At 70.9% G+C, this 20861-nt stretch carries 17 protein-coding genes; 10 read left to right on the plus strand and 7 right to left on the minus strand.

Annotated elements, in window-relative coordinates; all coding sequences use genetic code 11:
- Nucleotides 1-134: 134 nt before the first annotated feature.
- A complete protein-coding gene (locus ETAA1_RS07395; RefSeq protein WP_145235769.1) occupies nt 135-713 on the plus strand; it encodes a hypothetical protein in 579 nt (192 codons plus the stop codon).
- Nucleotides 714-724: 11 nt separating this feature from the next.
- On the opposite strand, the gene ETAA1_RS07400 is transcribed toward ETAA1_RS07395, so the two are convergent.
- Nucleotides 725-1945, minus strand: a complete 1221-nt coding sequence (locus ETAA1_RS07400) for a threonine synthase (RefSeq protein WP_145235770.1) — start codon at nt 1943-1945, stop codon at nt 725-727.
- A gap of 247 nt (nt 1946-2192) precedes the next feature.
- Between ETAA1_RS07400 and ETAA1_RS07405 the strand changes: the two genes are divergently transcribed.
- Entirely contained in the window at nt 2193-3140 is a 948-nt protein-coding gene (locus ETAA1_RS07405) for a hypothetical protein (protein ID WP_145235772.1), read from the plus strand.
- Between the two features lie 22 nt (nt 3141-3162).
- Here the strand turns inward: ETAA1_RS07405 and ETAA1_RS07410 are convergent, their stop codons facing one another.
- The 3 genes from ETAA1_RS07410 to ETAA1_RS07420 all read right to left on the minus strand — a co-directional run bounded on the left by ETAA1_RS07410 (nt 3163) and on the right by ETAA1_RS07420 (nt 6869).
- The gene (locus ETAA1_RS07410) at nt 3163-4464 is read right to left on the minus strand and encodes a 3-deoxy-D-manno-octulosonic acid transferase (RefSeq protein ID WP_145235774.1); all 1302 of its coding nucleotides are present in this window, start codon (nt 4462-4464) and stop codon (nt 3163-3165) included.
- Nucleotides 4465-4622: 158 nt separating this feature from the next.
- Nucleotides 4623-5060: a hypothetical protein gene (locus ETAA1_RS07415; RefSeq protein ID WP_145235776.1), complete on the minus strand. Its 438-nt coding sequence runs from the start codon at nt 5058-5060 to the stop codon at nt 4623-4625.
- Nucleotides 5061-5135: 75 nt separating this feature from the next.
- Nucleotides 5136-6869 carry an ATP-binding protein gene (locus ETAA1_RS07420; protein WP_145235778.1) on the minus strand — a complete coding sequence of 578 codons (1734 nt, stop codon included), beginning with the start codon at nt 6867-6869 and terminating at the stop codon, nt 5136-5138.
- Between the two features lie 231 nt (nt 6870-7100).
- Between ETAA1_RS07420 and ETAA1_RS07425 the strand changes: the two genes are divergently transcribed.
- Nucleotides 7101-7604 carry an acetolactate synthase gene (locus ETAA1_RS07425; protein ID WP_145235780.1) on the plus strand — a complete coding sequence of 168 codons (504 nt, stop codon included), beginning with the start codon at nt 7101-7103 and terminating at the stop codon, nt 7602-7604.
- Between the two features lie 12 nt (nt 7605-7616).
- Nucleotides 7617-8033, plus strand: a complete 417-nt coding sequence (locus tag ETAA1_RS07430; RefSeq protein ID WP_145235782.1) for a hypothetical protein — start codon at nt 7617-7619, stop codon at nt 8031-8033.
- Between the two features lie 3 nt (nt 8034-8036).
- On the opposite strand, the gene ETAA1_RS07435 is transcribed toward ETAA1_RS07430, so the two are convergent.
- The 3 genes from ETAA1_RS07435 to ETAA1_RS07445 form a co-directional block, all read right to left on the minus strand.
- Nucleotides 8037-9182: an acyl-CoA dehydrogenase family protein gene (locus ETAA1_RS07435; RefSeq protein WP_145235784.1), complete on the minus strand. Its 1146-nt coding sequence runs from the start codon at nt 9180-9182 to the stop codon at nt 8037-8039.
- Nucleotides 9183-9200: 18 nt separating this feature from the next.
- Nucleotides 9201-10442, minus strand: a complete 1242-nt coding sequence (locus ETAA1_RS07440) for an NAD(P)/FAD-dependent oxidoreductase (protein ID WP_145235786.1) — start codon at nt 10440-10442, stop codon at nt 9201-9203.
- A gap of 140 nt (nt 10443-10582) precedes the next feature.
- On the minus strand, nt 10583-12049 hold the full coding sequence (locus tag ETAA1_RS07445; protein ID WP_145235789.1) for a sialate O-acetylesterase: 1467 nt from the start codon (nt 12047-12049) through the stop codon (nt 10583-10585).
- Between the two features lie 183 nt (nt 12050-12232).
- Between ETAA1_RS07445 and ETAA1_RS07450 the strand changes: the two genes are divergently transcribed.
- The 6 genes from ETAA1_RS07450 (at nt 12233) to ETAA1_RS07475 (ending at nt 20826) form a co-directional block, all read left to right on the plus strand.
- Entirely contained in the window at nt 12233-15316 is a 3084-nt protein-coding gene (locus ETAA1_RS07450) for a PVC-type heme-binding CxxCH protein (RefSeq protein ID WP_202920730.1), read from the plus strand.
- Between the two features lie 215 nt (nt 15317-15531).
- Nucleotides 15532-16599, plus strand: a complete 1068-nt coding sequence (locus ETAA1_RS07455; RefSeq protein ID WP_145235794.1) for a GHMP family kinase ATP-binding protein — start codon at nt 15532-15534, stop codon at nt 16597-16599.
- On the plus strand, nt 16599-17594 hold the full coding sequence (locus ETAA1_RS07460; protein WP_145235797.1) for a GDP-L-fucose synthase family protein: 996 nt from the start codon (nt 16599-16601) through the stop codon (nt 17592-17594). The genes ETAA1_RS07455 and ETAA1_RS07460 overlap by 1 nt, the downstream gene beginning before the upstream one ends.
- Entirely contained in the window at nt 17575-18534 is a 960-nt protein-coding gene (locus ETAA1_RS07465) for a thiamine pyrophosphate-dependent dehydrogenase E1 component subunit alpha (protein WP_145235800.1), read from the plus strand. The genes ETAA1_RS07460 and ETAA1_RS07465 overlap by 20 nt, the downstream gene beginning before the upstream one ends.
- Entirely contained in the window at nt 18515-19609 is a 1095-nt protein-coding gene (locus ETAA1_RS07470) for an alpha-ketoacid dehydrogenase subunit beta (protein ID WP_145235803.1), read from the plus strand. Before ETAA1_RS07465 ends, ETAA1_RS07470 begins: the two co-directional genes overlap by 20 nt.
- Nucleotides 19609-20826 (plus strand): DegT/DnrJ/EryC1/StrS family aminotransferase, encoded by a 1218-nt coding sequence (locus ETAA1_RS07475; protein WP_145235806.1) that lies wholly within the window; start codon nt 19609-19611, stop codon nt 20824-20826. Before ETAA1_RS07470 ends, ETAA1_RS07475 begins: the two co-directional genes overlap by 1 nt.
- Nucleotides 20827-20861 lie beyond the last annotated feature (35 nt).

The raw sequence follows: 20861 nt of genomic DNA on the forward strand, positions 1-20861 counted from the left end.
TCAACGTCCCGGAGTACACATTGGCCGCGGTTCTTCAGACCGCCTGCGACCGCCCTGGCGGACAGGAGCCGGGAATACGCCGCCGGGTTCGCGCGTCGTAGTGGTGGTGTCCCGTCGCGCCGCCGGAGAACGTCATGGCCCGGGTCGTCGCCTTACTGGCAGTTCTTTCGTGGACCGCGGCCGCCCGTGCGGACGCCGGGTTCTACCCACTGCCGCTGCGGTACGTGCCGGTTCGCCTCACGGTCACCGTCGAATCCGAGCCGCCCGGTGTGCTGACGTTCCTCCACGACGAGCGGCACGGCGTCCGCAGGGCGAACGCGGGTGAAGCGCTGGAAGTGGTGTACCCCACTGGCGAGCGGTTCAACCGGTTCAGCGTCTACGCGGTTCGCGCCGCCGACCTGGCCCGTGTCCCCGGTGGGGTTCCCGACAAAGCCTGGTTGGAGGTGAAGGAGAACACGATCGGCCAGGCGACCCAGCACAACTACAACAGCGGCCGGCTCGACTCGTTCGACCGTCGGACGGAAGTCACGCTGAGTTATCGCGCCGACGTCGCGGCGGACGGCGTGAGGCTACTGCTGGTGTCGTCAAACGCCCCGCCGGTGTCTTCGACAACCATGTGTTGCGCGCTGGGAGTGCTGGCACCCGTGGGGGTCGCCGGCCTTGGGCTGTGGGCGTGGCGCCGGTCGCGACGGCGAGTGCCGCCTGCGGCGTAACGACGCCCAGATCATCCGCCCAGAGCCGCCCAGTCGATGTGGTCCTTGTCGAGGCTCGTCAGCTCGGCCGGCAGCGCCTCCAGGTACTTCGGCGCCGCCCCGGTGTTGAACACCACCACCGACTCGTCGCGGCCGACCGTTCCGTCCTTCACCAGCCGCTCGAGTACGTCGAAGCAGACCGCCGTCTCCGGGCAGATACCGATCCCCTCGGCCGTGCTCGCCCGCCGCATCCACGGGCCGATGGCGTCCTCGCGGCCGGTCGCCGCCAGGCCGCCGCTGGCGCGGATGGCGTCGAGGATCATGAAGTCGCCGACCGCGACCGGCACCCGCAGCCCGCTCGCCACCGTCTTCGCGTTCGGGAACAGGTCGGCAAAGCGCTCGCCCTTGTCGAACGCGGTGACGATCGGGGCGCACCCCTCGGCCTGCACCGACACGAACCGCGGCAGCTTCGTGTCCTTCGCAATCCAGCCCAGCTCCAGAAGCTCCTGGAACGCCTTCCACATGCCGACGAGCCCGGTGCCGCCGCCGGTGGGGTAGAAGATCACGTCCGGGAGCGTCCAGCCGAGCTGCTCGGCCAGCTCCAGGCCCATCGTCTTCTTCCCCTCGATGCGGTACGGCTCCTTCAGCGTGGACAGGTCGAACCAGCCCATCCGCTCGGCGCCGTCCTTGACGATCTTGCCGCAGTCGTTGATGAGGCCGTTGACGCGGTACGCCTTCGCCCCGTACAGGTGGGCCTCGAACTGGTTCACGACCGGCGTGTCGGCGGGCATGAAGATGTAGCACTCCATCCCGGCGCGGGCGGCGTACGCAGCCGCGGCGCCGCCGGCGTTCCCGGCCGTCGGCAGCGCGACGCGCGTCACCCCGAGCCACTTCGCCATGCTCACGCACGCCGTCTGCCCGCGGCTCTTGAAGCTACCGGTGGGGAGCTGGCTCTCGTCCTTGACCAGCAGCCGGGACAGGCCGAGTTCCTTGCCGAGCCGCGGGCACGGCAGCAGCGGCGTCATCCCCTCGCCGAGCGTGACCGGCTCCACGTCGAGCGGGAGCGGCAGGAGTTCGCGGTAGCGCCACAGCGACGGCGGCCGCCTCGCGATGTCCGCGGGCGTGACCGCGTCGCGGATGCGGTCGAGGTGGTAGCGGACCCAGATGGGCCGGCCGTTGTGCAGGTTGGCGAGCTGGCCGAACGGCAGGACGGTGCCGTCGATGGCGCCTTCGAGGTGGCTGACGTAGTGCATTGCGTCAGGCTACGCCCGGCCGGTCGGCTCGTCACCGCTTGCCGACGGCGGTCACATCCCAGCGGGGGCGGGGGTGCTTCCCAGGTTTGTTTCGAACTTTTTTCATGAATCACTGTTTGGTAGTTCGCCGAAAACTTGGGGGGCGAGCGCGGACAACTTGCCCCACGCCCGGGCCGTTCCGCGCTAGTTTGCCCACCGTCCGCCCAGGTACGGGGGTGGTGCGAGTCCCGAATGCCGCAGGTGGTACATGGCTCTGGAACTGCTGATCGTTGGTGCGGGGCGGGACGGAACGGTTTCGCTCAGCCGGGTGGTCGTGGACTTGTACCGGGAGAACGGCATCGACGGCGCGGTGGCGCACGAGTACGAGGCCGCGCAGTTCTACAACTCGTTCTGCCTGTTCCGGGAGACGAATGACCCGGCCCATCTGGACCGCCTGGAGCGTCTGGTCCGCGAGTGCCCGTACCGGGCGGTCGTCGGCAACGGGTACGCGTCGGTTCTCCCGATGTTCGCCCGGCACTGGCCGGGCCTGAAGGTGGTCCACTTGCGGCGGAAGGACGAGGCGGCGTTCGTCCGCTCCTTCGTCGCCATGCAGCGGATGTTCCCGCAGAACAACGTCTACTACGGGGCCGCCGGCGGTGAGATCCGACGCGTCGCCGCGTTCCACCTCGGGGAGATGACGCGGGCGGAGTGGGACGCCCTACCTCTGGAGGCGAAGTTCTCCTGGTACTATCACTACACCCACCGGGAAATCGCCCGCCACGCGCCGCTGTTCCGGCACCACATGGGGATGTTCACCGAGGATATTTCGTCGGAGGCGGCCCTCGCCCGGCTGGCCCGGTTCGCCTGCGGCGAGGAGGCGAGGGCGGTCGGCGGCCACCGGCTGAACGCGTTCGAATACCTCAAGCTCGACCAGTTCCCGCCGGAGGCGGCCGGGTACGTCCACTGGTTGCTGGGGCGAGTGGACGCGGGCCAGATCGTGCCGGACGCCGCGTACCCCGCGCTGTATTTCACGAACGCCTTCATCACCTGGGTCGGCTACCACGCCACCGGCCAGGCCGACGCCATGGCCCCCGCCCTGCGGATGGACGACACGCGCCTCCGAGACACCCTCGACCGGTTCGTCGCGGCGATGCAGGACCACGTCCGGGTCGCGCAGGCGGTGCGGCACTCCCTCGCGCCTGCTCGGGCGGCGTGAGAAGCCGCACGGGGCGAGCCGCTCACGCCGCCCGGCGGGACGTGGTCGAGAGTGCGGCGTCGATCGCCTCCAGCGTCCGGGCCGTCGCGCCCTGCTGGCGGCGGACCTGCTCGCGGGCCGCGCCTCCCGTCCGCTCGCGCCGCGCGTCGTCGGCCAGCAGTGCCGCCAGCGCCGGCTCCAGCCCGGCGGCGTCGGCGATCATCGTCGCCGCGCCCACTTCCACCAGCCGGCGGGCGGCGTCCTTGAAGTTCCACACGTGCGGGCCGAACACGCACGCCACCCCGTACCCGGCCGGCTCGATCATGCTCTGCCCGCCGCGGCGGCCGTCCAGCGTGCCGCCGACGTAGCCCACGTCGGCCAGCCCCCACGCGGCGCCGAGTTCACCCACCGTGTCCAGCAGCACCACGGCCGGCAGCGCCGCGAGCGGCGCCTGCACCTGGCTGCGGCGCACGAACGGCAGGCCGCTCGCCTCCACCAGCCGGGCCACCTCCTCGAAGCGGTCCGGGTGCCGCGGCACCAGTAGCAGCCGCGCCCGCGGGAAGCGCGCCCGCAGCGCCGCGAACGCGGTGAGGATAAGTTCCTCCTCCGGCGCGTGTGTGCTTCCCGCGAGCAGAACCAACTCGGCCCCGGGCGTGATCCCGAGCAGCCGCGCCAGGGCGCGGGTCGCCGGCGTGTCGCGGTCCTTTAACGCACCGTCGTACTTGATCGAACCCGTGACGGTCAGTTTGTCCGCCGGCACGCCGAGGGCGCGGAGGCGGTCGGCGTACTCGGCCTCCTGCACGGCGAACCGTGTGACGTGCGCCAACAACCGCCGCCGCGCCAGGCCGGCGACGCGGGCCAGCCGGCGGGCGCTGCGCGGGCTCAGCCGGGCGTTCGCCACCACCACCGGGACGCCGCGGCGGGCCGCTTCCGCGAGCGCGTTCGGCCACAGCTCGCTCTCGGCGAGCACCAGCACAGACGGGTTCACGGCGTCGAACGCGGCCGCGGCCGCCCACGTGAAATCGAGCGGCCACGGGATCACCGGCACGTCGGCGAAGCGGCGGCGTGCCTCGGCCAATCCCGTGTCGGTGGTGGACGACACGACGGCCAGCCAGTCCGGGTGACGGGCGCGGAACGCCGGCACGAGCGTGCCGAGGAGGTTGACCTCGCCGACGCTGACGGCGTGGAACCACGCCACCGGCCGGCGGCCGAGGTTGGGCACCGCGGCGGGGCCGGTCAGCTTGGCGAGCAGGTCGCGGCGGTAGCGGCCGGTGCGCACGCACCGCCACACCAGCCACGGCGACAGCACCGCCAGCGCCGCCAGGTACAGCACGTTCAGGAGCATCGGCCGCAACCCTAACCCGGGCCGTCGGTCGCGGTCCAGAGCGGTTCCGCGGCGTCGCTCAAAAGTCGGGCCGAAGGCATTGTGTGTACGGTTCCCCCCCGGGGGGTCGCGGCACGCATTGAGTCAATGCCACAAAAGAGCGTCCCGGTGATTCGCCGCTATTCGTCGTCCTCGTCGGCCAGGTCGATGACCTCGTCGCCGACGGCGGCGGGGCCGGGCGGCGTGCCCGGCATCAGGCCGGTAGCCAAATCCTCCAGCACCGGCTTTGTCAGCGGTGGGAATAGGACGTAGCGGGCACCCAGGTCCATCAGCACGGCCGTCCACGCCGCCCGGTCCGGCTCCGACAGCTTCTCGTCGCTCACCGCCACGACCGCCGCGTCCGGTGCCGCCCGGTGCAACTCGGCCACGAGCGCCACCACGGCCGGGTCGGCGGGCGAGAAGGTCAGGAAGGCCACGGTCGGCCGGCGGTCCCGGGCCAATTCGCGTGCGGCGTTCAACGACTTGGCTTGGCGCACGAGCCAGCCGTTCTCGGCGGCCGCGTCGGCCAGGTGGCGGGCGACCTCGGGGTCGAGCGTGACGAGTTGCGGGCGACGCATTCGCTCAATGACGAATGACGAATGACGAATGACGGATGACGACAGGCGGTATCGTCATCCGTCATTCGTCATTCGTCATTCGTCATTCTCCACGGGTGGCCTCACGGGCGGGTGTTGCGACGTGCCCGACAGGTCGCCGTAGGCGCCCTTCATCGGGATGCGGCAGGTGAACTTGCTCCCCTTGTCGGGGACGCTCTGCACCACGATGTCGCCGCCGTGCTCGCGGAGGATCTTCCGGCTCACCGGCAGCCCCAGCCCGGTGCCGCGGCTCCCCTTCGTGCTCACGAACGGCTTGAAGATCGCGTCCGCCTGGTCCGCCGGGATGCCGGGGCCGTTGTCCATCACGATCACTTTGGCCCACGCCCCGTCCGCGTCCAGCAGCGCCTGCACGCTCACCTTGCCGTTCTCCCGGCCCTCCAGCGCGTCGATCGCGTTGCCGACGAGGTTCAGGACCGCCCGGTGGAGGCCGTCCGGGTCGCACGGCACGCCCGCCACGTTCGCCCCCGGCCGCCAGTCCAGCACCACGCCGCGCTCGGCGGCCCGGCCGCGGACCAACTCCAGCACGTCCTCGCACAGCTTGTTCAGGTCCGTCGGCTCGATCGCCGGCTCGCGCTCCTTCGAGTAGCTGAGCATGTCGAGCATCAGCGCGTCGATGCGCCCCTGATTCTTCTCGACGAGCCGCCAGCCCTTCGTCAGCAGTTCCGTGTCGCCGTCGCCGAGCGCGGCGCGGACCATGTCGGACCCGAAGCGGACGCCCTGCATGATGTTCTTGATGTGGTGGCTCAGCGCCGCGATGGTCTGCCCCACGGCGGCGAGCCGCTCGGCGCCGACGAGCGCCTGGTGGTAGCGACTCTCTTCGACCGCGATGGCCGCCTGGTGGGCCACGGCGCTGGCGAGGTGGAGGTGGTCCTCGGTGAACGTGCCGGTGCCGGTGCCGCCGGCGACGACGTTCTTGAGGCTCGACTGCGTGTCCAGGAACATGACGCCGAGCGTCTCGCGGCGGCCCTTCAGCGGCACGCAGATGACCTCGCGGAGGTGGTGCTTGTGGATGCTCGCGCCGCCGCGGAACCGGGCGTCGGTCGCGGCGTCGGTGACGAGGATGCCCTGGTGCTCCTTCAGGACGTAATCGACGATGGTGCGGCTGACGCCGAGGTCTTCCTGGCGGCTGAGGCCGTCCTTGTAGCGGGCCGCCTTCGGCACCAGCTGCCCGGCCTCGTCGCGGAGCATGAAGCAGCCGTGGTCGGCGTCGGCCGTGCGGAGGGCCAGTTCCATCACCCGCACCAGCAGTTCGTCCACGTCGAGGATGTGGCTGACGGCCTCGGCCGTCTCGTACAGCGCGGCGAGCCCGGCGAGGCGGGCCTTGATCCAGTCCGACCCGGCGGCCGACGGGCGGGAGAGAATCTGGCTGCCGGCGTCGGCCCCGACGCTCCGGACGATGGCCGAGAGCACGTCCGAGCCGGCGTCGCGGTTCAGCAGGCGGACGCGCTCGGTGAGTTCGTCGCGGACCGGGGCGTCGGCAACGCCGGTGGTGTACAGGAGTTGCGTCTGCCCGACGGCGATGCGGTCGCCGGTCCGGAGCGGGGCGGCCTTCACCGGCTGGCCGTTGAGGAGGGTGCCGTTGCCGCTGCCGAGGTCGAACAGCTGGTACCCGCCGTCCGGCAGCGACTTCAGCTCGAAGTGCTTGCGGGACACCTGGGTGTCGTGCAGGGAGACGGGGTTGGTCGAGTGCCGGCCGACGACCACGGCGGGGCCGGCCAGGTCGAACTGCTTCCCCTCGTCCACCCCGCGGAGGACGATCAGCCGGGGCACGGCGGGCTCCAGGGTCGGGCGACCCCGCTACGGTAACCGGCGACGGGGGTCGGGGCAACGGGGCAGTCGTTGGGAGTCTGCGGGAGTCTCCGGGAGTGGAGGAGTTCAACCCGGCTTACTCCCCAACTCCCGCAGACTCCCAACGACCCCTCCACTCCCGGAGATTCGCTTCCCGTTGACCGCCCGCCCCCCACCCCGGTACACTCGGGAAAACGTATCCGGGGGCGGGGCATGAGTTTCGGCGAGGCCGACGACGGCGGGGCGGTGCTGGACGACCTCACGGCGCGCGGCCGCGACTGGCCGAGCGTGCGGCAGTACAACGTGTTCCTCGCCAACCGCATGGGGGCGCTGCTCGACCTGGTCCGCCGGTTCGAGCTGACCGACGTGAAGATCGTGGCCATGACGATCGTGGAGACGGCCGACTGCGCCATCATCCGCCTCGTGCCGAGCAGCTCGGAGCGGGCCTACGAGATCCTGACGGCCGCGAAGCTGCCCTTCACCGAGAGCGACCTGCTGGTGGTGAAGCTGCCGGACAACGACCAGCCGCTGCTGACGATCTGCAAGGCGCTGCTCGGGGCCGAGATCAACATCCACTACGCGTACCCGCTGCTGATCGGCGTCGGCCCGATGGGGAACACCGCCCTGGCGATGCACGTCGAGGACCACGAGGCGGCGATGAACACGCTGTCGAACCAGGGGTTCACGATCTACACCGAGAACGACCTGGAGGGGTGAGCGACGCGACCCATGAATTCCGCCTCCGACCCGCCGTTCGACTCGATCCCCGTGGTGACGTTGCGGCCCGCCGCCGGTGACGGCCGGCTCCGGGCCGCGATTGTCGTTCTCCTCGCCCTCGTCGGGGTCGGCACGGCTGTGGGCTACGCAGTCCGGCCCAGTCGAGAGGTTCCTGCGGACACGCCGCGGGTGGTGGTCGATGTAATCGGGATGCACTGCCCGCTGCAGTGCGGCCCGCGGGCCGCCGGGGCGGTGGAGTCGTTGCCGTGGGCGATCCCGGGGTCGGTCACCGCGAACATCCGCACCGGGGTCGTCACCTTCGCCGTTACCGACCCCGCGGCAGCCGACGAGGGGGAGGTGAGACGGGTCATCGAGGGTGTGGGGTATCGCGTCCGGTCGGTACACCTGCCCGCGAGGCCCGCCGAGTAGCCGTTATCGGAACGCCTCCCACTCCTTGCCGAGCACGGCGGCGGCGACCTTCAGCGTCAGGATCTCGTCGGTCCCCTCGTAGATGCGGCAGACGCGCACGTCGGTCAGGTGCCGGCCGGGGCGGTAGAGGGTGCTCCAGCCCTTGCCGCCGAACACCTGCACCGCCCGGTCGGCCGCGTCCCACGCCGCGTTCGACGCGAACCACTTCGCCTCCGCCGCCAGCAGGTCGCCGCCGGCCGTGCCCTTCGCCACCACCGCGCGTTCGACCAGCGCCTCCGTCGCCGCCCGCGCCAGCTCGATCCGCGCGACGTGCTCCTGCACCAGCTGGTGCCGCGCGATCTCCTTGCCGTGCTGCACGCGGGCCTTGGCGTACTCGATCACCTCGGCCAGGCAGTCCTCGATGACGCCGAGGCAACCCGCGGCGACGCTCAGTCGGCCGCTCACCAGCGAGCCCATCGCCACCCGGAAGCCGTCGCCCTCGTTGCCCAGCAGGTTCTCGCGCGGCACGGCGACGTTCTCCAGCGCGAACATCGCCGTGTTCGCCGTCGGCATCCCCATCTTGGCGTTCGCCGCGAACGACTCGGCGGTGAAGCCGGCGGCCTTCGTGTCCACGACGAACGCGCTGATGCGGCCGCCCGACACGCCGGCGGGGTACGCGAACACGACCACGGCGTCGGCGATGCCGCCGTTCGAGATCAGGTACTTCACGCCGTTGAGGACGTAGCCGTCGGCGGTGGGGGCGTAGGTGGTGGTCATTTCGCGCGGGTTGCTGCCGGCGTCCGGCTCGGTGAGGCCGAACGCGAGGATGACATCACCCCGCGCCGCGGCCGGGAGGTATTTGTGCTTCAGCGCCTCGGAGCCCCAGGTCTGGATGGGGTAGGCGCCGATGCTGAGGTGGCCGGAGAAAAAGGTGCGGACGCCGGTGCCCTCGCGGCCGATGCGGGCGAGGGCGCGGAAGTACGAGGCGTCGTCCGCGCCGCGGCCGCCGTACTCGGGGCGGACGTTGATGCCGAGCAAGTTGTGCTTCTTCGCCAGCGGGACGAGCTGGTCGTTGAACTGGCGCTCGACGTAGCGGAGTTCCTCGTGCGGGCGAAGTTCCTGGCAGAAGGCTTCGGTGTCGGCGGCGAGCTGCGCGGCGTCGAACGACATGACAGCCTCCAGGACGGGTCAGCGCGCCAGCCGGTACGGCGCCGGATCAACGTGCGTCGGCCCACCCGCAAGCAACTCCGCCACCAGCCGGCCCGTCGCGGGGGCCATCGACAGGCCAAGCATGTTGTGCCCCGCTGCGATCAGTACGTTCCCCGCGACGGGGGCGCGGTCGATGACCGGCAGGCCGTCCGGCGTCATCGGCCGCCAGCCCCACCACTCCTCCTGCACCGGCTCGGCCAGCGGGTCGCGGAGGTACAGCTTCGCGGCGTCGGTGAGGATGCCGAGGCGGGCGCGGTTCAACGTCTCGTCGTAGCCGGCGAACTCCATCGTCGAGCCGAGGCGGTAGCCGGACGCGAACGGCGTCACGGCGACGCGGTGTTCCTCGAAGATGAGCGGGTACGTCGGGCACACCGCCGGCCGCGGCATCGTCAGCGAGTAGCCTTTGCCGGGGAGGATCGGCACCATCGCGCTGAGGGCGCGGTTCAGCTGAGGCGTCCACGCCCCGGTTGCCACCACAACGGCATCCGCGGCGATGTCGCCGGTCGCGGTTTCGACGGCGGTCGCGGTACCGTTCGCCACGCGGAAGCCGCTGACAGGCGTGTTCTCGCGCACCTCCACACCGAGGCCGACGAGCACGCGCCGTAGCTCGCTCATCAGCCGATCCGGTCGCAAATGCGCGTCGCCCTCGTAGAGGTAGCCGCCGGCGTTGCCGGGGAGCAGCGCGGGTTCGAGGGCCAGCAACTCGGCCGCGTCTAGCCGGCGGGCGGGGGTGGCGAAGCGGTCGCGCAGCAGCGTGTCGGTTTCGGCGTAGTGCTCGAACGCGCCCGTGCTGCGGAACACGAACAGCAGCCCCTTCGTCTCCCACTCGACGTTCAGGTGTTCGGACGCGATCACGTCCGCGAACTGCTGCCGCGACGCGGCGAGGAGCGCCTGAATCGCCGTGCCCGTGGCGAGCATCTGGCGTTCATTACAGCGGCGGGCGAAGCCGAGGAACCAGCCGAGGTTCGCCAGCACCGTCGCCGGGCGGACCTTCAGCGGCGAATTCTTCTCGAAAAGCGTGCGGAGGGTGGCGCCGACCGCCCCCGGCACGGCGAGCGGCAGGACGTGGCTAGGGCAGACGTAGCCGCAGTTGGCGTGCGAACAGCCGCGGCCGAAGGCGCCGCGGTCCACGACTGTGACGCGCCACCCGCCGCGGGCCAGGTGGTACGCCGCGAACGCGCCGACGACGCCACCGCCGACCACGACGACTCGCTTCGCCATCCGAGATTCCCCTCACGCAGCCGGCGGCCCGTGAAGGGGTGAAGGGGTGAGCGGGTGAAGGGGTGAGCAAGACAACCGCTCGTCACCCCTTCACCCCTTCACCCCTTCACCCCTTCACGCGAACCCGGATACCTCAGTCGTCACTTCTTCGCCGCCGGGGCCGCCAGGCCGCCCGTCGTCAGCGGGAAGTCGTCGGTGCGGAAGGGCGTCGCCGGCAGGCCGCCGCCCTTCTTGTCGGGGTTCGAGTTGAACAGGTTCACGACCGGGTAGTTCTTCCACCCGAACCGCACCGCCACCGGCGCGTCGATGCCCGGGGACGTCACCACCACCGTGTCGCCCACGATGGCCGCCTGCGCCGGGCGGAACATCTTGTCGGCCCCGCACGCCTCGAACCCGTTGAGCGTCCCGTACCTCTTGGTCAGCCCGCCGCCGACGTGGTCGAACGACAGCACCGCCTTGTTCCCTTCCACCTTCATGCTCTTGTACACCGGGCCGCTGCCGACGACCTTCTGCCCGTACACCAGCTCCCGCGCCGACAGCCCGAGCCGGGTGCCGACGGTGAACTTGTCCTTCGGGTGGATGTCGAGCAGGTCGCCCACGTCGGTGATGACCGCCATGCCGACCTTCGGCAGCTGCTGCGTGGCGAGCAGCTGCGCCTCGCGGAGCTCGGCCCAGCTGACGCCGTCGGCGTCGTTGGCGTGCCACGGGGCGAGCTGGACGCACAGGAACGCGAAGTCGTTCCCCCACTTCGCCCGCCAGTCCTTAATCATCGTCTGGAACAGGCTGCGGTACTCGTACGCCTTGCCGGCGTTCGACTCGCCCTGGTACCAGATGGCGCCCTTGATCGGGAACGGCAGCAGCGGGTGGATCATCGCGTTGTACAGGCTCGCCGGCGAGCCGGGGCCGACCGGCGCCTTCGCGGCCTTCGCGGCGTCGGCGTAGTACTTCAGTTCCGGCACCGCGGCCATCGCCTCGGCGCTGGCCCACGCCTGCGCCGGGGTGCCACCCCACGACGTGTGGATGAGCCCGACGGGGACGTTGCCGAGGCTCCGCTGGACGTGGTTGCCGAAGTGGTACGCCACGGCCGAGAACCCGCCGACGTTGCCGGCGTCCGGCTCGGCCCAGCTGCTGAAGTGCTTCAAATCCTTCTGGTCGGTCAGCGGCGTCGTCGAGGTCCGCTTGGCGACGGTGAACAGCCGGACGTTCTTGTTCTGCGGCTGGTTCTTGTACCGGTCCGCGTCCCAGCTGGCGTTGACCGACCACTCCATGTTCGACTGCCCGGAGCAGACCCACACGTCGCCCACGGCGACGTTCTTCAGCTCGACCGAAGTCTTGCCCTTGATGCCGAGGGTGTGCCCGGTGCCGGCCTTCTGCGGCGGCAGCTTGGCGAGCCACTTGCCGTCCTTGTCGGCGGTCGCCTTCGCGGTCGCGTCGCCGAGGGACACGGTGACTTCTTCGCCCGGCTCGGCCAGCCCCCACACGGGTACGGCGGTGTCGCGCTGGAGGACCATGTGGTCGGTGAACAGCGGGTGCGGCAGCACGTCGGCGCGGGCGGCGGGGGCGAACCCGACGGCGGCGGCGAGGGCGAGGAACCGGGCGAGGCGCATGGGAGGAGGCTCCGAGAGGAAAGGCGGGGCGGATAAGCTACGGCCGCGCGCGCCGGCCGGCGAGCGCTTTGGGTTCCGCCGCTTGCGGCGTAGCGGCGCCGTGCTACGCCGCGAGCGGCGATGGCCCGGGTCGCGCCGCCCGGGTACAATCACCTCCTCCCTGCCTCCCCCCGGAGCCCGTTCATGCGGCGCCTCGCTCTCGCACTCGCGGCGGCCCTCGCGCTCGCCCACCCGGCCGCCGCCCAGGGGCCGGCGCTCGTCGCCCCCACCGGGCCGCTGTCGCCCGCCGACGAACTCGCCGGCTTCCAGCTGCCGCCCGGCTTCGTCGCGCAGCTCGTCGCCAGCGAGCCCGAGATTCAGAAGCCCATGCAGATGGCGTGGGACGCCAAGGGCCGGCTCTGGGTCACCACGTCGTTCCACTACCCGTTCGCGGTCGAGAACAACCCCACCGACAAGGTGTTCGTCCTCTCCGACTTCAACGCCAACGGCCGCGCCAAGAAGGTGCAGACCTTCGCCGCCGACCTCAACATCCCGATCGGCATCCTGCCGCTGCCCGACTGCAAATCCGTGCTCGTGTCCAGCGTCGGCGAGATCCGGCTGTACAAGGACGCCGACACGGACGGCGTCAGCGAGAGCCACGAGGTGCTGTACAAGGGCTTCGGCAGCCGCGACACGCACGGCATGTACAACTCGTACACGCTGATGCCCGACGGCTGGGTGTACGCCTGCCACGGGTTCGCCAACGACAGCACGGTGAAGGGTAAGGACGGCCACGAGGTGAAGATGCAGAGCGGCCACACCTTCCGCTTCAAGGCGGACGGCAGCCGCATCGAGGTGGTGAGCCGCGGGCAGGTGAACCCGTTCGGCATGGCCGTGGACCCGTGGTTCAACCTGTACACGGCCGACTGCCACTCGAAGCCGATCACGCAGATCATCCCCGGGGCGTACTACCAGAGCTTCGGCCGCCCGCACGACGGCCTCGGGTTCGCCCCGCACGTGACGGCGCACGACCACAGCAGCACCGGCCTGTGCGGGCTGAGCTGGTACGAGGCGAAGAACTTTCCTGACCGGTTCCGCGGCTGCATGTTCGTCGGCAACGTGGTGACGAGCCGCATCAACTTCGACAAGATCGAGTGGCGCGGCGCCACGCCGGTGGCGAAGGAGCTGCCCGACTTCCTGGTGAGCAAGGACCCGTGGTTCCGGCCGGTGGACATCAAGCTGGGGCCGGACGGGGCGCTGTGGGTGAACGACTTTTACAACAAGATCATCGGCCACTACGAGGTGGACCTGAAGCACCCCGGCCGCGACAAGACCCGCGGCCGGCTGTGGCGCGTCGTGTACAAGGGCGACGCGGCCGAGCCGCCGCCGGTGCGGACCTACGACCTGACGACGGAGTCGGACGGTGACGTGTTCGCCAAGCTCGGCGACCCGTCGTTCTCGATGCGGATGCTGGCGGGCAACCAACTGCTGGCCCGCGCCCGCGGCGGCAACAAGGTGGAGCCGGGCGACGACGCCATCAAGCTCCTCCGCGACAAGGACCACGTCTCGGCCGTGCTGGGCTGGGCGGCGTTCGTCGAAACCGCCCGCCGGGGTTCGGTCGCGGCCGACGAGTACCGCCGCATCTTCCGCGACGCCGAGGAACAGGGACTCCGGCCGGACCAGTTCAGCACGCTGGTGCTGCGGTCGCTCACGGCTCTCCCGAAGTGGGAGGCCGGCGAGCGGGCCGCGCTCCTCGACGCGCTCAAGTCGTTCGACGTGCCGCAGATCAAGCGGGCCGCCGCGGAGGCGATGACGGCCCACCCGCACGCCGACTTCGTGGCCCCGCTCGTCGGCATGCTCAAGACGCTGCCGCCCGGCGACGAGATGACGCGCTACTCGGCCCGGGTGGCGCTGCGGAACTGCCTCCGCGACGCCGACGGGTGGAAGTCCGTGGCCGCGGCCGACGTACCGGTCGTGACCGACGTGGCGCTCGGGGTGCCGTCGGCCGAGTCGGCGCGGTTCCTGGCCGGGGCGCTCGACAAGGCCGCGACCGACGGCCAGCGCGAGGCGATGGCCTTCCACGTCGGCCGGTACGGCGACCGGGCCGAGCGCAAGGCCGTGTACGCCGCCGCCCCGACCGACCAGCCGCGCGGGCTGACATTACTCCGCGAGATGCTCAAGGGGATGGCCGCCGGCGGGAAGACGCTCACCGGACTGGACGGCGAGGGGAAGGCGTTCTTCACCCTCTCGGGGGCGTCGATCAAGTCTCCGCCCACGAACTCGGGCGTCGCCCGCGGGCTGGTCGAGGTGTTCTCCGCGCTCGAAGCCGCGTCTGCGCCCGAGGACCGAGCGGCGAACGCCACGCTGGCGCGGGTGCTGTTCCTGCAACTGGCCGGGAACGCGGCCGTACCCGCCGAGGGACGCGGGCTCGCCATCGAGGGGATTGGCCGATTCAACAGCCCGGCCAGTGCCAAGGCACTCACCGGGCTCGTCGCCGACGCCAAGACGCCGACGCCGCTCAGGGAGAAGGCGGTGGTGGCGCTGTCGAACGTGAACCACCCGGACGCCCGCGCCGGCCTCAAGGAGGCGCTGAAGGGGCAGCCGTACCGCGTGGCCGTGGCCGTGGCGCAGAACATGGCCGGCAGCAAGGGCGGCGCCGCCGGCCTGTTCGCCGAGGTGAAGGGCGGCACCATCCCGGCCCGCGTCCTTCAGGAAAAGGCCGTCGTGGAACGCCTCCGCGCGGCGAAGGTGGACCGCCTCGACCCGCAGCTCGCCGAGCTGACGAAGGGGCTGCCGCCGGCCGACGCCCGCCTCGCGCAGGTGATCCGCGAGCGTGCCGACCGCATCGCCGCGGCCCCCGGCGACACCGCCGAGGGGGCGAAGGTGTTCGCCAAGCACTGCGCCGCGTGCCACCAGATCGGCACCGTGGGGAACCGCGTCGGCCCGCAGCTGGACGGCGTCGGCATCCGCGGCCTGGAGCGGTTGCTCGAAGACGTGCTCGACCCGAACCGCAACATCGACGCCGCCTTCCGCGCCCGCGTGCTGACGCTCGCCGACGGCACCACGAAGACCGGCCTGCAACTGCGGACCGAGGGGCAGGTGCTGGTGTTCGCGGACAACGAGGGGAAGGAGTTCCGGCTGGCGGCGAAGGAGATCGAGACGAACCGCGAGACGAACCTGTCGCCGATGCCGGCGAACGTGGCCGAGCTGGTGCCGGAGGCGGAGTTCCGGCACCTGATGGCGTACCTGCTGGCGCAGCGAGTGGCCGAGGTGCCGAAGAAGGAGTGAGCCCCGGCGAGCGGCGCGCGTGAGCGGGCTGTTGGTTCGCGCGTCTGAAGCGCGAACCAACAGCCCGCTCACGCGCGCCGCTCACACATCGCATGTTGGTGTTGACACCCGCGGCCGCGATCTGGGAAACTCGCCCCGAACCAGCAATCCGAGTGCGGGGTGACGGACCACCCCGCGAGCCGTACCGCGGGGGCGGGCGCGGCCGGGGGTCACGGATGATCATCTGCCGGACGCCGTACCGCGTCTCGTTCTTCGGCGGCGGGACCGACTACCCGGGGTGGTACCGCCGCCACGGCGGCGCCGTCCTCGCCTCCACCATCGACAAGTACTGCTACCTCACCTGCCGCCGGCTGCCGCCGTTCTTCGACCACCGTATCCGCGTCGTCTACCGCAAGATCGAGACGTGCCGCACGCTGGACGAGGTGTCGCACCCGACCGTCCGTGAGACGATGCGCTACCTCGGCATCGACCGCGGCGTCGAGCTGCACCACGACGGCGACCTGCCGGCGCGGAGCGGCATGGGGTCGAGTTCGGCGTTCACGGTGAGCCTGCTGAACGCCCTCCACGCCCTCAAGGGCGAGCTGGCGACGAAGGCCCAGCTGGCCCGCGAGGCCATCCACATCGAGCAGGACGTGCTCGGCGAGACGGTCGGCTCCCAGGATCAGGTATTGGCCGCGCACGGCGGCCTGCGGCACGTCCGCTTCCACCCCGACGGCGAGATCGAAGTGTCGCCGGTGATCCTGCCGCCGGGCCGGCTCGCCGAGCTGAAGTCGTACCTGCTGCTGGTCTACACCGGCATCGCCCGCACCGCCGCCGACGTGGCCCGGAGCTACGTCCCCAGCCTGGACGCGAAGCGGCGGCAGCTGCGGCTGATGAAGGACTTCGTGGACGAGGCGATCGGCGTGCTGACCGGCGGCGTGAACCTCGTGCCGATCGGCGAGCTGCTGCACGAGGCCTGGATGGCGAAGCGGAGCCTGAGCCCGATCGTGTCGAACCCCGAGGTGGACGACCTGTACGAGCGCGCCCGCTCGGCCGGCGCCATCGGCGGCAAGCTCACGGGCGCCGGCGGCGGCGGCTTCCTGCTGCTGTTCGCCCCGCCGGAGCGGCACGCCGACATCCTCGCGGCGCTGGACGACCGCATCCACGTGCCGTTCGAGTTCGACACCGGCGGCAGCCAGATCATCTTCTACGAGCCCGGCACCGACTACGCCGACGCCGAGCGCGCCCGCGACCGCCGCCGCCCGTTCACCGAGTTCCGGCCCGAGCCGGCGGAGGCCGCGTGATGGCCCCACTCGACGCCGGCCGTTCGCCGGGCTTGACGCCCGCCGCCCGCGTCTTCGTCGCCGGCGGCGACACGCTCCCCGGCGCCGCGCTGCTCGACCTGCTGCCCGCGGAAGGGTTTACGAACCTCGTCGGCGTCGGCCCGGACGAGCCGGAGCTGACCGACGCGCTGGCGGTGAACTCGTTCTTCGCGTTGGAGAAGCCGGAGTACGTGTTCCTGGTCGGCGGCCCGAGCGGCGGCATCGGCCTGAACCGCGCCCGCCCGGCCGACCTGATGCTCGCCAACCTCCAGGTGGCGACGAACGTGCTGGACGCCGCCCACCGCCACGGCGTGCGGAAGTTGCTGTACCTCGCCAGCTCGTGCGCCTACCCGCGCGAGGCGCCGCAGCCGCTGGAACCCGCGTCGCTCGGCACCGGCCCTCTGGAGCCGACCAGCGCCGCCTACGCCACCGCAAAGCTCGCCGGCGCCGTGCTGTGCGACGCCTACCGCCGGCAGTACGGGGCGCAGTTCATCACGGCGTTTCCGGCCAACCCGTTCGGCCCCGGCGACGACTTCGGCGCCGACAGCGGCCACGTCATCCCGGCGCTGATCCGCCGGGCGCACGAGGCGGCGGAAAACGGTGACAGAGCGCTGTCAGTGTGGGGAAGCGGGGCGGCGCGGCGCGAGTTCCTGTTCAGCCGCGACCTCGCATCGGCGTGCCTGTTCGCCCTGAAGCACTACGACGGCGACGCGCCGCTGAACCTCGGCGGCGGCACCGTCCTGAGCATCGCCGAGGTGGCGCACGCCGTCGCCAACGTGGTCGGCTTCCGCGGCCGGCTCGCGTTCGACACGTCGAAGCCCGACGGGGCGGCGCTGAAGGCGCTCGACTCGTCGGTGCTGCTGGGCATGGGGTGGCAGCCGGCGACGCGGTTCCACGACGCCGTGCACGAGACGTACCACTGGTTCCTGCACCACGAGGCCGCGGAGGGCGTGAGCCGTGAACGCACGACTGTATAGGTCGCTCTACCGCATCCGCCGCGTCGAGGAGGAGGTCGCACGGGCCTACCCCACGGACGCGATCAAGAGCCCCGTCCACCTGTCGATCGGGCAGGAGGCGGTGAGCGTCGGGGTGTGCGAGGCGCTGCGGCCGACCGACATCGTGTTCGGGACGTACCGCAGCCACGCGATGTACCTCGCGAAGGGCGGCGACCTGAACGCGATGGTCGCCGAGATGTACGGCAAGGCTACTGGCTGCGCCCGCGGCAAGGGCGGCTCCATGCACCTCATCGACACCGACGCCGGCGTCATGGGCACGTCGGCCGTGGTGGGTACGACCATCGCCAACGCCGCCGGCTACGCCTACGCCCTGAAGACGCGGCGGTCCGACGCCGTGGTCGTGTGCTTCTTCGGCGACGGGGCCTCGGAGGAGGGCGTGTTCGCGGAGACGCTCAACTTCGCGTCCCTGAAGTCGCTCCCCGTTCTGTTCGTGTGCGAGAACAACGGCTACGCCATTCACACGAGCCAGGCCAAGCGGCAGGGCCGGCCCGACATCGCCGCCCGCGCCGAGGCCTACGGCATCCCCGCCGACCGGCTCGACGGGTCCGACGTGACCGGCCTGCTGGAGCGGACGCGGACGGTGCTGAGCGGGATGCGCACGCTCGGCGGGCCGCACTTCTTCGAGGTGAAGACGTACCGCTGGCGCGAGCACGTCGGCCCCGGCCGCGACTTCGCCCTCGGCTTCCGCGCCGAGAGCGAGGCCGAGCCGTGGGTGAAGAACGACCCCATCCCGCGCCTCGCGGCGCTACTGCCGGCCGCCGAGCGGGCCGCGATCGTTCAGGAAGTCGAGGCCGAGGTCGCCGCCGCGTTCGCGTTCGCGGAGGCGAGCCCGTTCCCCGACCCGGCCGAACTCATGATCGACATTTATCAGGAGGCCGGGAATGCCCTCGCCTGCCGTTAAGCCGCAGCGCCAAGCCCCGAAGGCGCCGACCGAGCGCACGCTGTCGTTCGTGGACGCCGTCCGCGAGGCCGCCGAGCTGGAGATGGCCCGCGACCCCAACGTGCTCGTGTTCGGCCTCGACGTGGACGACCCGAAGGCGATTCAGGGAACGACCCGCGGGCTGGTCGAAAAATTCGGCCCCGAGCGCTGCTTCGGCACGCCGCTGTCGGAAGACGCGATGACCGGCGCGGCCATCGGCATGGCGCTCGCCGGCCTGCGGCCGGTCCACGTCCACATCCGCATGGACTTCCTGCTGCTGGCGATGAACCAGTTGCTCAACGTCGCCGCGAAGAGCCGCTACATGTACGGCGGCCGGGTGAACGTGCCGCTGGTCGTGCGGGCGATGATCGGCAAGAGCTGGGGGCAGGGGGCGCAGCACTCGCAGGGGCTGCACGGCATGTTCATGCACGTCCCCGGCATCAAGGTCGTGGCCCCCGCCACGCCCTACGACGCCAAGGGCTGCCTCGCCGCCGCGATCCGCGACGACAACCCGGTGCTGTACGTCGAACACCGCCTGCTCCACTTCACGAAGGGGCCGGTGCCCGAGGCCGCGTACACGGTCGAGCCCGGCAAGGCCCGAATCACCCGACGCGGGGCGGACGTGACGCTCGTCGGCATCTCGTCGATGCAGGTCGAGTGTCTGCGGGCGGCAGCGTACCTCGAAGCCATCGGCATCGACGCCGAGGTGATCGATCCGATCTGGCTCAGCCCGCTCGACATGGACACGATTTGCGAGTCGGTCGAACGAACGGGGCGACTGATCGTCGTGGACACGGCCTGGACGAACTGCGGGGCGGCGGCCGAAATCACCGCACAGGTCGCGGAGCGACTACAAGGGATCCGCGACCTGCGGCTGAAGCGGATGGGCTTCGCCCCGACGACGTGCCCGACGGCGCCGAACCTGGAAGACCTGTTCTACCCGAACGCCCGCACGGTCGCGGCTGCGGCCCGCGACCTGGTGGAAGAGCGCGCCTGCGGCTGGCTCCCGGCCGAGCGGGCGGACCTGAAGAGCATCGAATTCAAGGGGCCGTTCTGATGCCGACCACGACCACCCCGCGGAAGGCCGGGCTCGACTGGCCGCTGATGCGGAACAACATCGCCCGGGCCGACCTGGACGCCGTGTGCCGCTACCTCCAGCAGGACGACCCGATTCTCACCGCGGGGAAGAACGTCCGCGCCTTCGAGGAGGAGTGGTCGGCCTGGCTCGGCGTGAACCACAGCGTGTTCGTCAACTCCGGGAACTCGGCGAACCTCGTGACGCTGGCCGCGCTGCGCGAGTTGCACGGCGCCGGCGGCGAGGTCATCGTGCCGACGCTGACGTGGGTGTCGGACATCGCCGCGGTGCTGCACTGCGGGTTCACGCCGGTGTTCGTGGACATCGACCCGCGCACCCTCGGCATGGACAACGCCCAGGTGCTGGCGAAAGTGACGGACAAGACGCGGGCCGTCTTCCTCACGCACGTCCTCGGCTACAACGGGCTGACGCGCGGGCTGGTGGATGAACTCGCGGCGCGGAACGTCACGCTGCTGGAAGACGTGTGCGAGAGCCACGGGGCGACGTTCGAGGGGCGGAAACTCGGCACGATCGGGCGGGCGTCGAACTTCTCCTTCTACTACGCGCACCACCTCAGCACCATCGAGGGCGGGATGGTGTGTACCGACGACGCCGACTTGTACGAGTGCGTGCGGATGCTCCGCGGCCACGGCATGGTCCGCGAGCTTGCGTCTGCCGAGCGGCGCGCGGAGCAGGTTGCGGCGCACCCGGACCTGAACCCCGACTTCATCTTCGCGCACCCCGGCTTCAACTTCCGCAGCACGGAGCTGAACGCCATCATCGGCCGGTCGCAGCTGCCGCGGCTCGACGACAACAACCGCCGCCGCAGCGAGAACCTGAACCTGTTCCTCAAGCACCTCGACCCGGACCTGTACCGAACCGACTTCGCCACCGAGGGGAGCAGCAACTACGCCTTCACGCTCATCCTCCAGGAGCCGGACGCGGCCCTCGCCGAGCGGGTGCAGACCACGCTGCGCAAGAACGGCGTGGAGTTCCGCCGCGGCACGGCGGGCGGCGGCAACCAGCTGCGGCAGCCGTACCTGCGGCGGCTGTTCGGCGACCTGTACACGCAGTTCCCGGAGGTGGACCACGTCCACTTCTACGGCTGGTACATCGGCAACTACCCGTCGCTGGACCGCGAGCGGATTCTGACGCTGTGTGAGCTGCTGAACAGCCTCGCCGCGGGGCGGGGGATTTGAACGCTCGCGCTGGCGAGCGGCCCGCGTCAGCGGGC

This window comes from Urbifossiella limnaea (genome assembly GCF_007747215.1).
Classification (GTDB): domain Bacteria; phylum Planctomycetota; class Planctomycetia; order Gemmatales; family Gemmataceae; genus Urbifossiella; species Urbifossiella limnaea.

Excerpts from the sequence above, each read along its gene's own strand:
- ETAA1_RS07405 (WP_145235772.1), top strand. The coding sequence starts at position 2,193 with ATGGCTCTGGAACTGCTGATCGTTGGTGCGGGGCGGGACGGAACGGTT.
- ETAA1_RS07470 (WP_145235803.1), top strand. The coding sequence starts at position 18,515 with ATGCCCTCGCCTGCCGTTAAGCCGCAGCGCCAAGCCCCGAAGGCGCCG.
- ETAA1_RS07430 (WP_145235782.1), top strand. The coding sequence starts at position 7,617 with ATGAATTCCGCCTCCGACCCGCCGTTCGACTCGATCCCCGTGGTGACG.
- ETAA1_RS07440 (WP_145235786.1), bottom strand. The coding sequence starts at position 10,442 with ATGGCGAAGCGAGTCGTCGTGGTCGGCGGTGGCGTCGTCGGCGCGTTC.
- ETAA1_RS07435 (WP_145235784.1), bottom strand. The coding sequence starts at position 9,182 with ATGTCGTTCGACGCCGCGCAGCTCGCCGCCGACACCGAAGCCTTCTGC.
- ETAA1_RS07425 (WP_145235780.1), top strand. The coding sequence starts at position 7,101 with ATGAGTTTCGGCGAGGCCGACGACGGCGGGGCGGTGCTGGACGACCTC.
- ETAA1_RS07460 (WP_145235797.1), top strand. The coding sequence starts at position 16,599 with ATGGCCCCACTCGACGCCGGCCGTTCGCCGGGCTTGACGCCCGCCGCC.
- ETAA1_RS07395 (WP_145235769.1), top strand. The coding sequence starts at position 135 with ATGGCCCGGGTCGTCGCCTTACTGGCAGTTCTTTCGTGGACCGCGGCC.
- ETAA1_RS07450 (WP_202920730.1), top strand. The coding sequence starts at position 12,233 with ATGCGGCGCCTCGCTCTCGCACTCGCGGCGGCCCTCGCGCTCGCCCAC.
- ETAA1_RS07400 (WP_145235770.1), bottom strand. The coding sequence starts at position 1,945 with ATGCACTACGTCAGCCACCTCGAAGGCGCCATCGACGGCACCGTCCTG.
- ETAA1_RS07410 (WP_145235774.1), bottom strand. The coding sequence starts at position 4,464 with ATGCTCCTGAACGTGCTGTACCTGGCGGCGCTGGCGGTGCTGTCGCCG.
- ETAA1_RS07455 (WP_145235794.1), top strand. The coding sequence starts at position 15,532 with ATGATCATCTGCCGGACGCCGTACCGCGTCTCGTTCTTCGGCGGCGGG.
- ETAA1_RS07445 (WP_145235789.1), bottom strand. The coding sequence starts at position 12,049 with ATGCGCCTCGCCCGGTTCCTCGCCCTCGCCGCCGCCGTCGGGTTCGCC.
- ETAA1_RS07475 (WP_145235806.1), top strand. The coding sequence starts at position 19,609 with ATGCCGACCACGACCACCCCGCGGAAGGCCGGGCTCGACTGGCCGCTG.
- ETAA1_RS07415 (WP_145235776.1), bottom strand. The coding sequence starts at position 5,060 with ATGCGTCGCCCGCAACTCGTCACGCTCGACCCCGAGGTCGCCCGCCAC.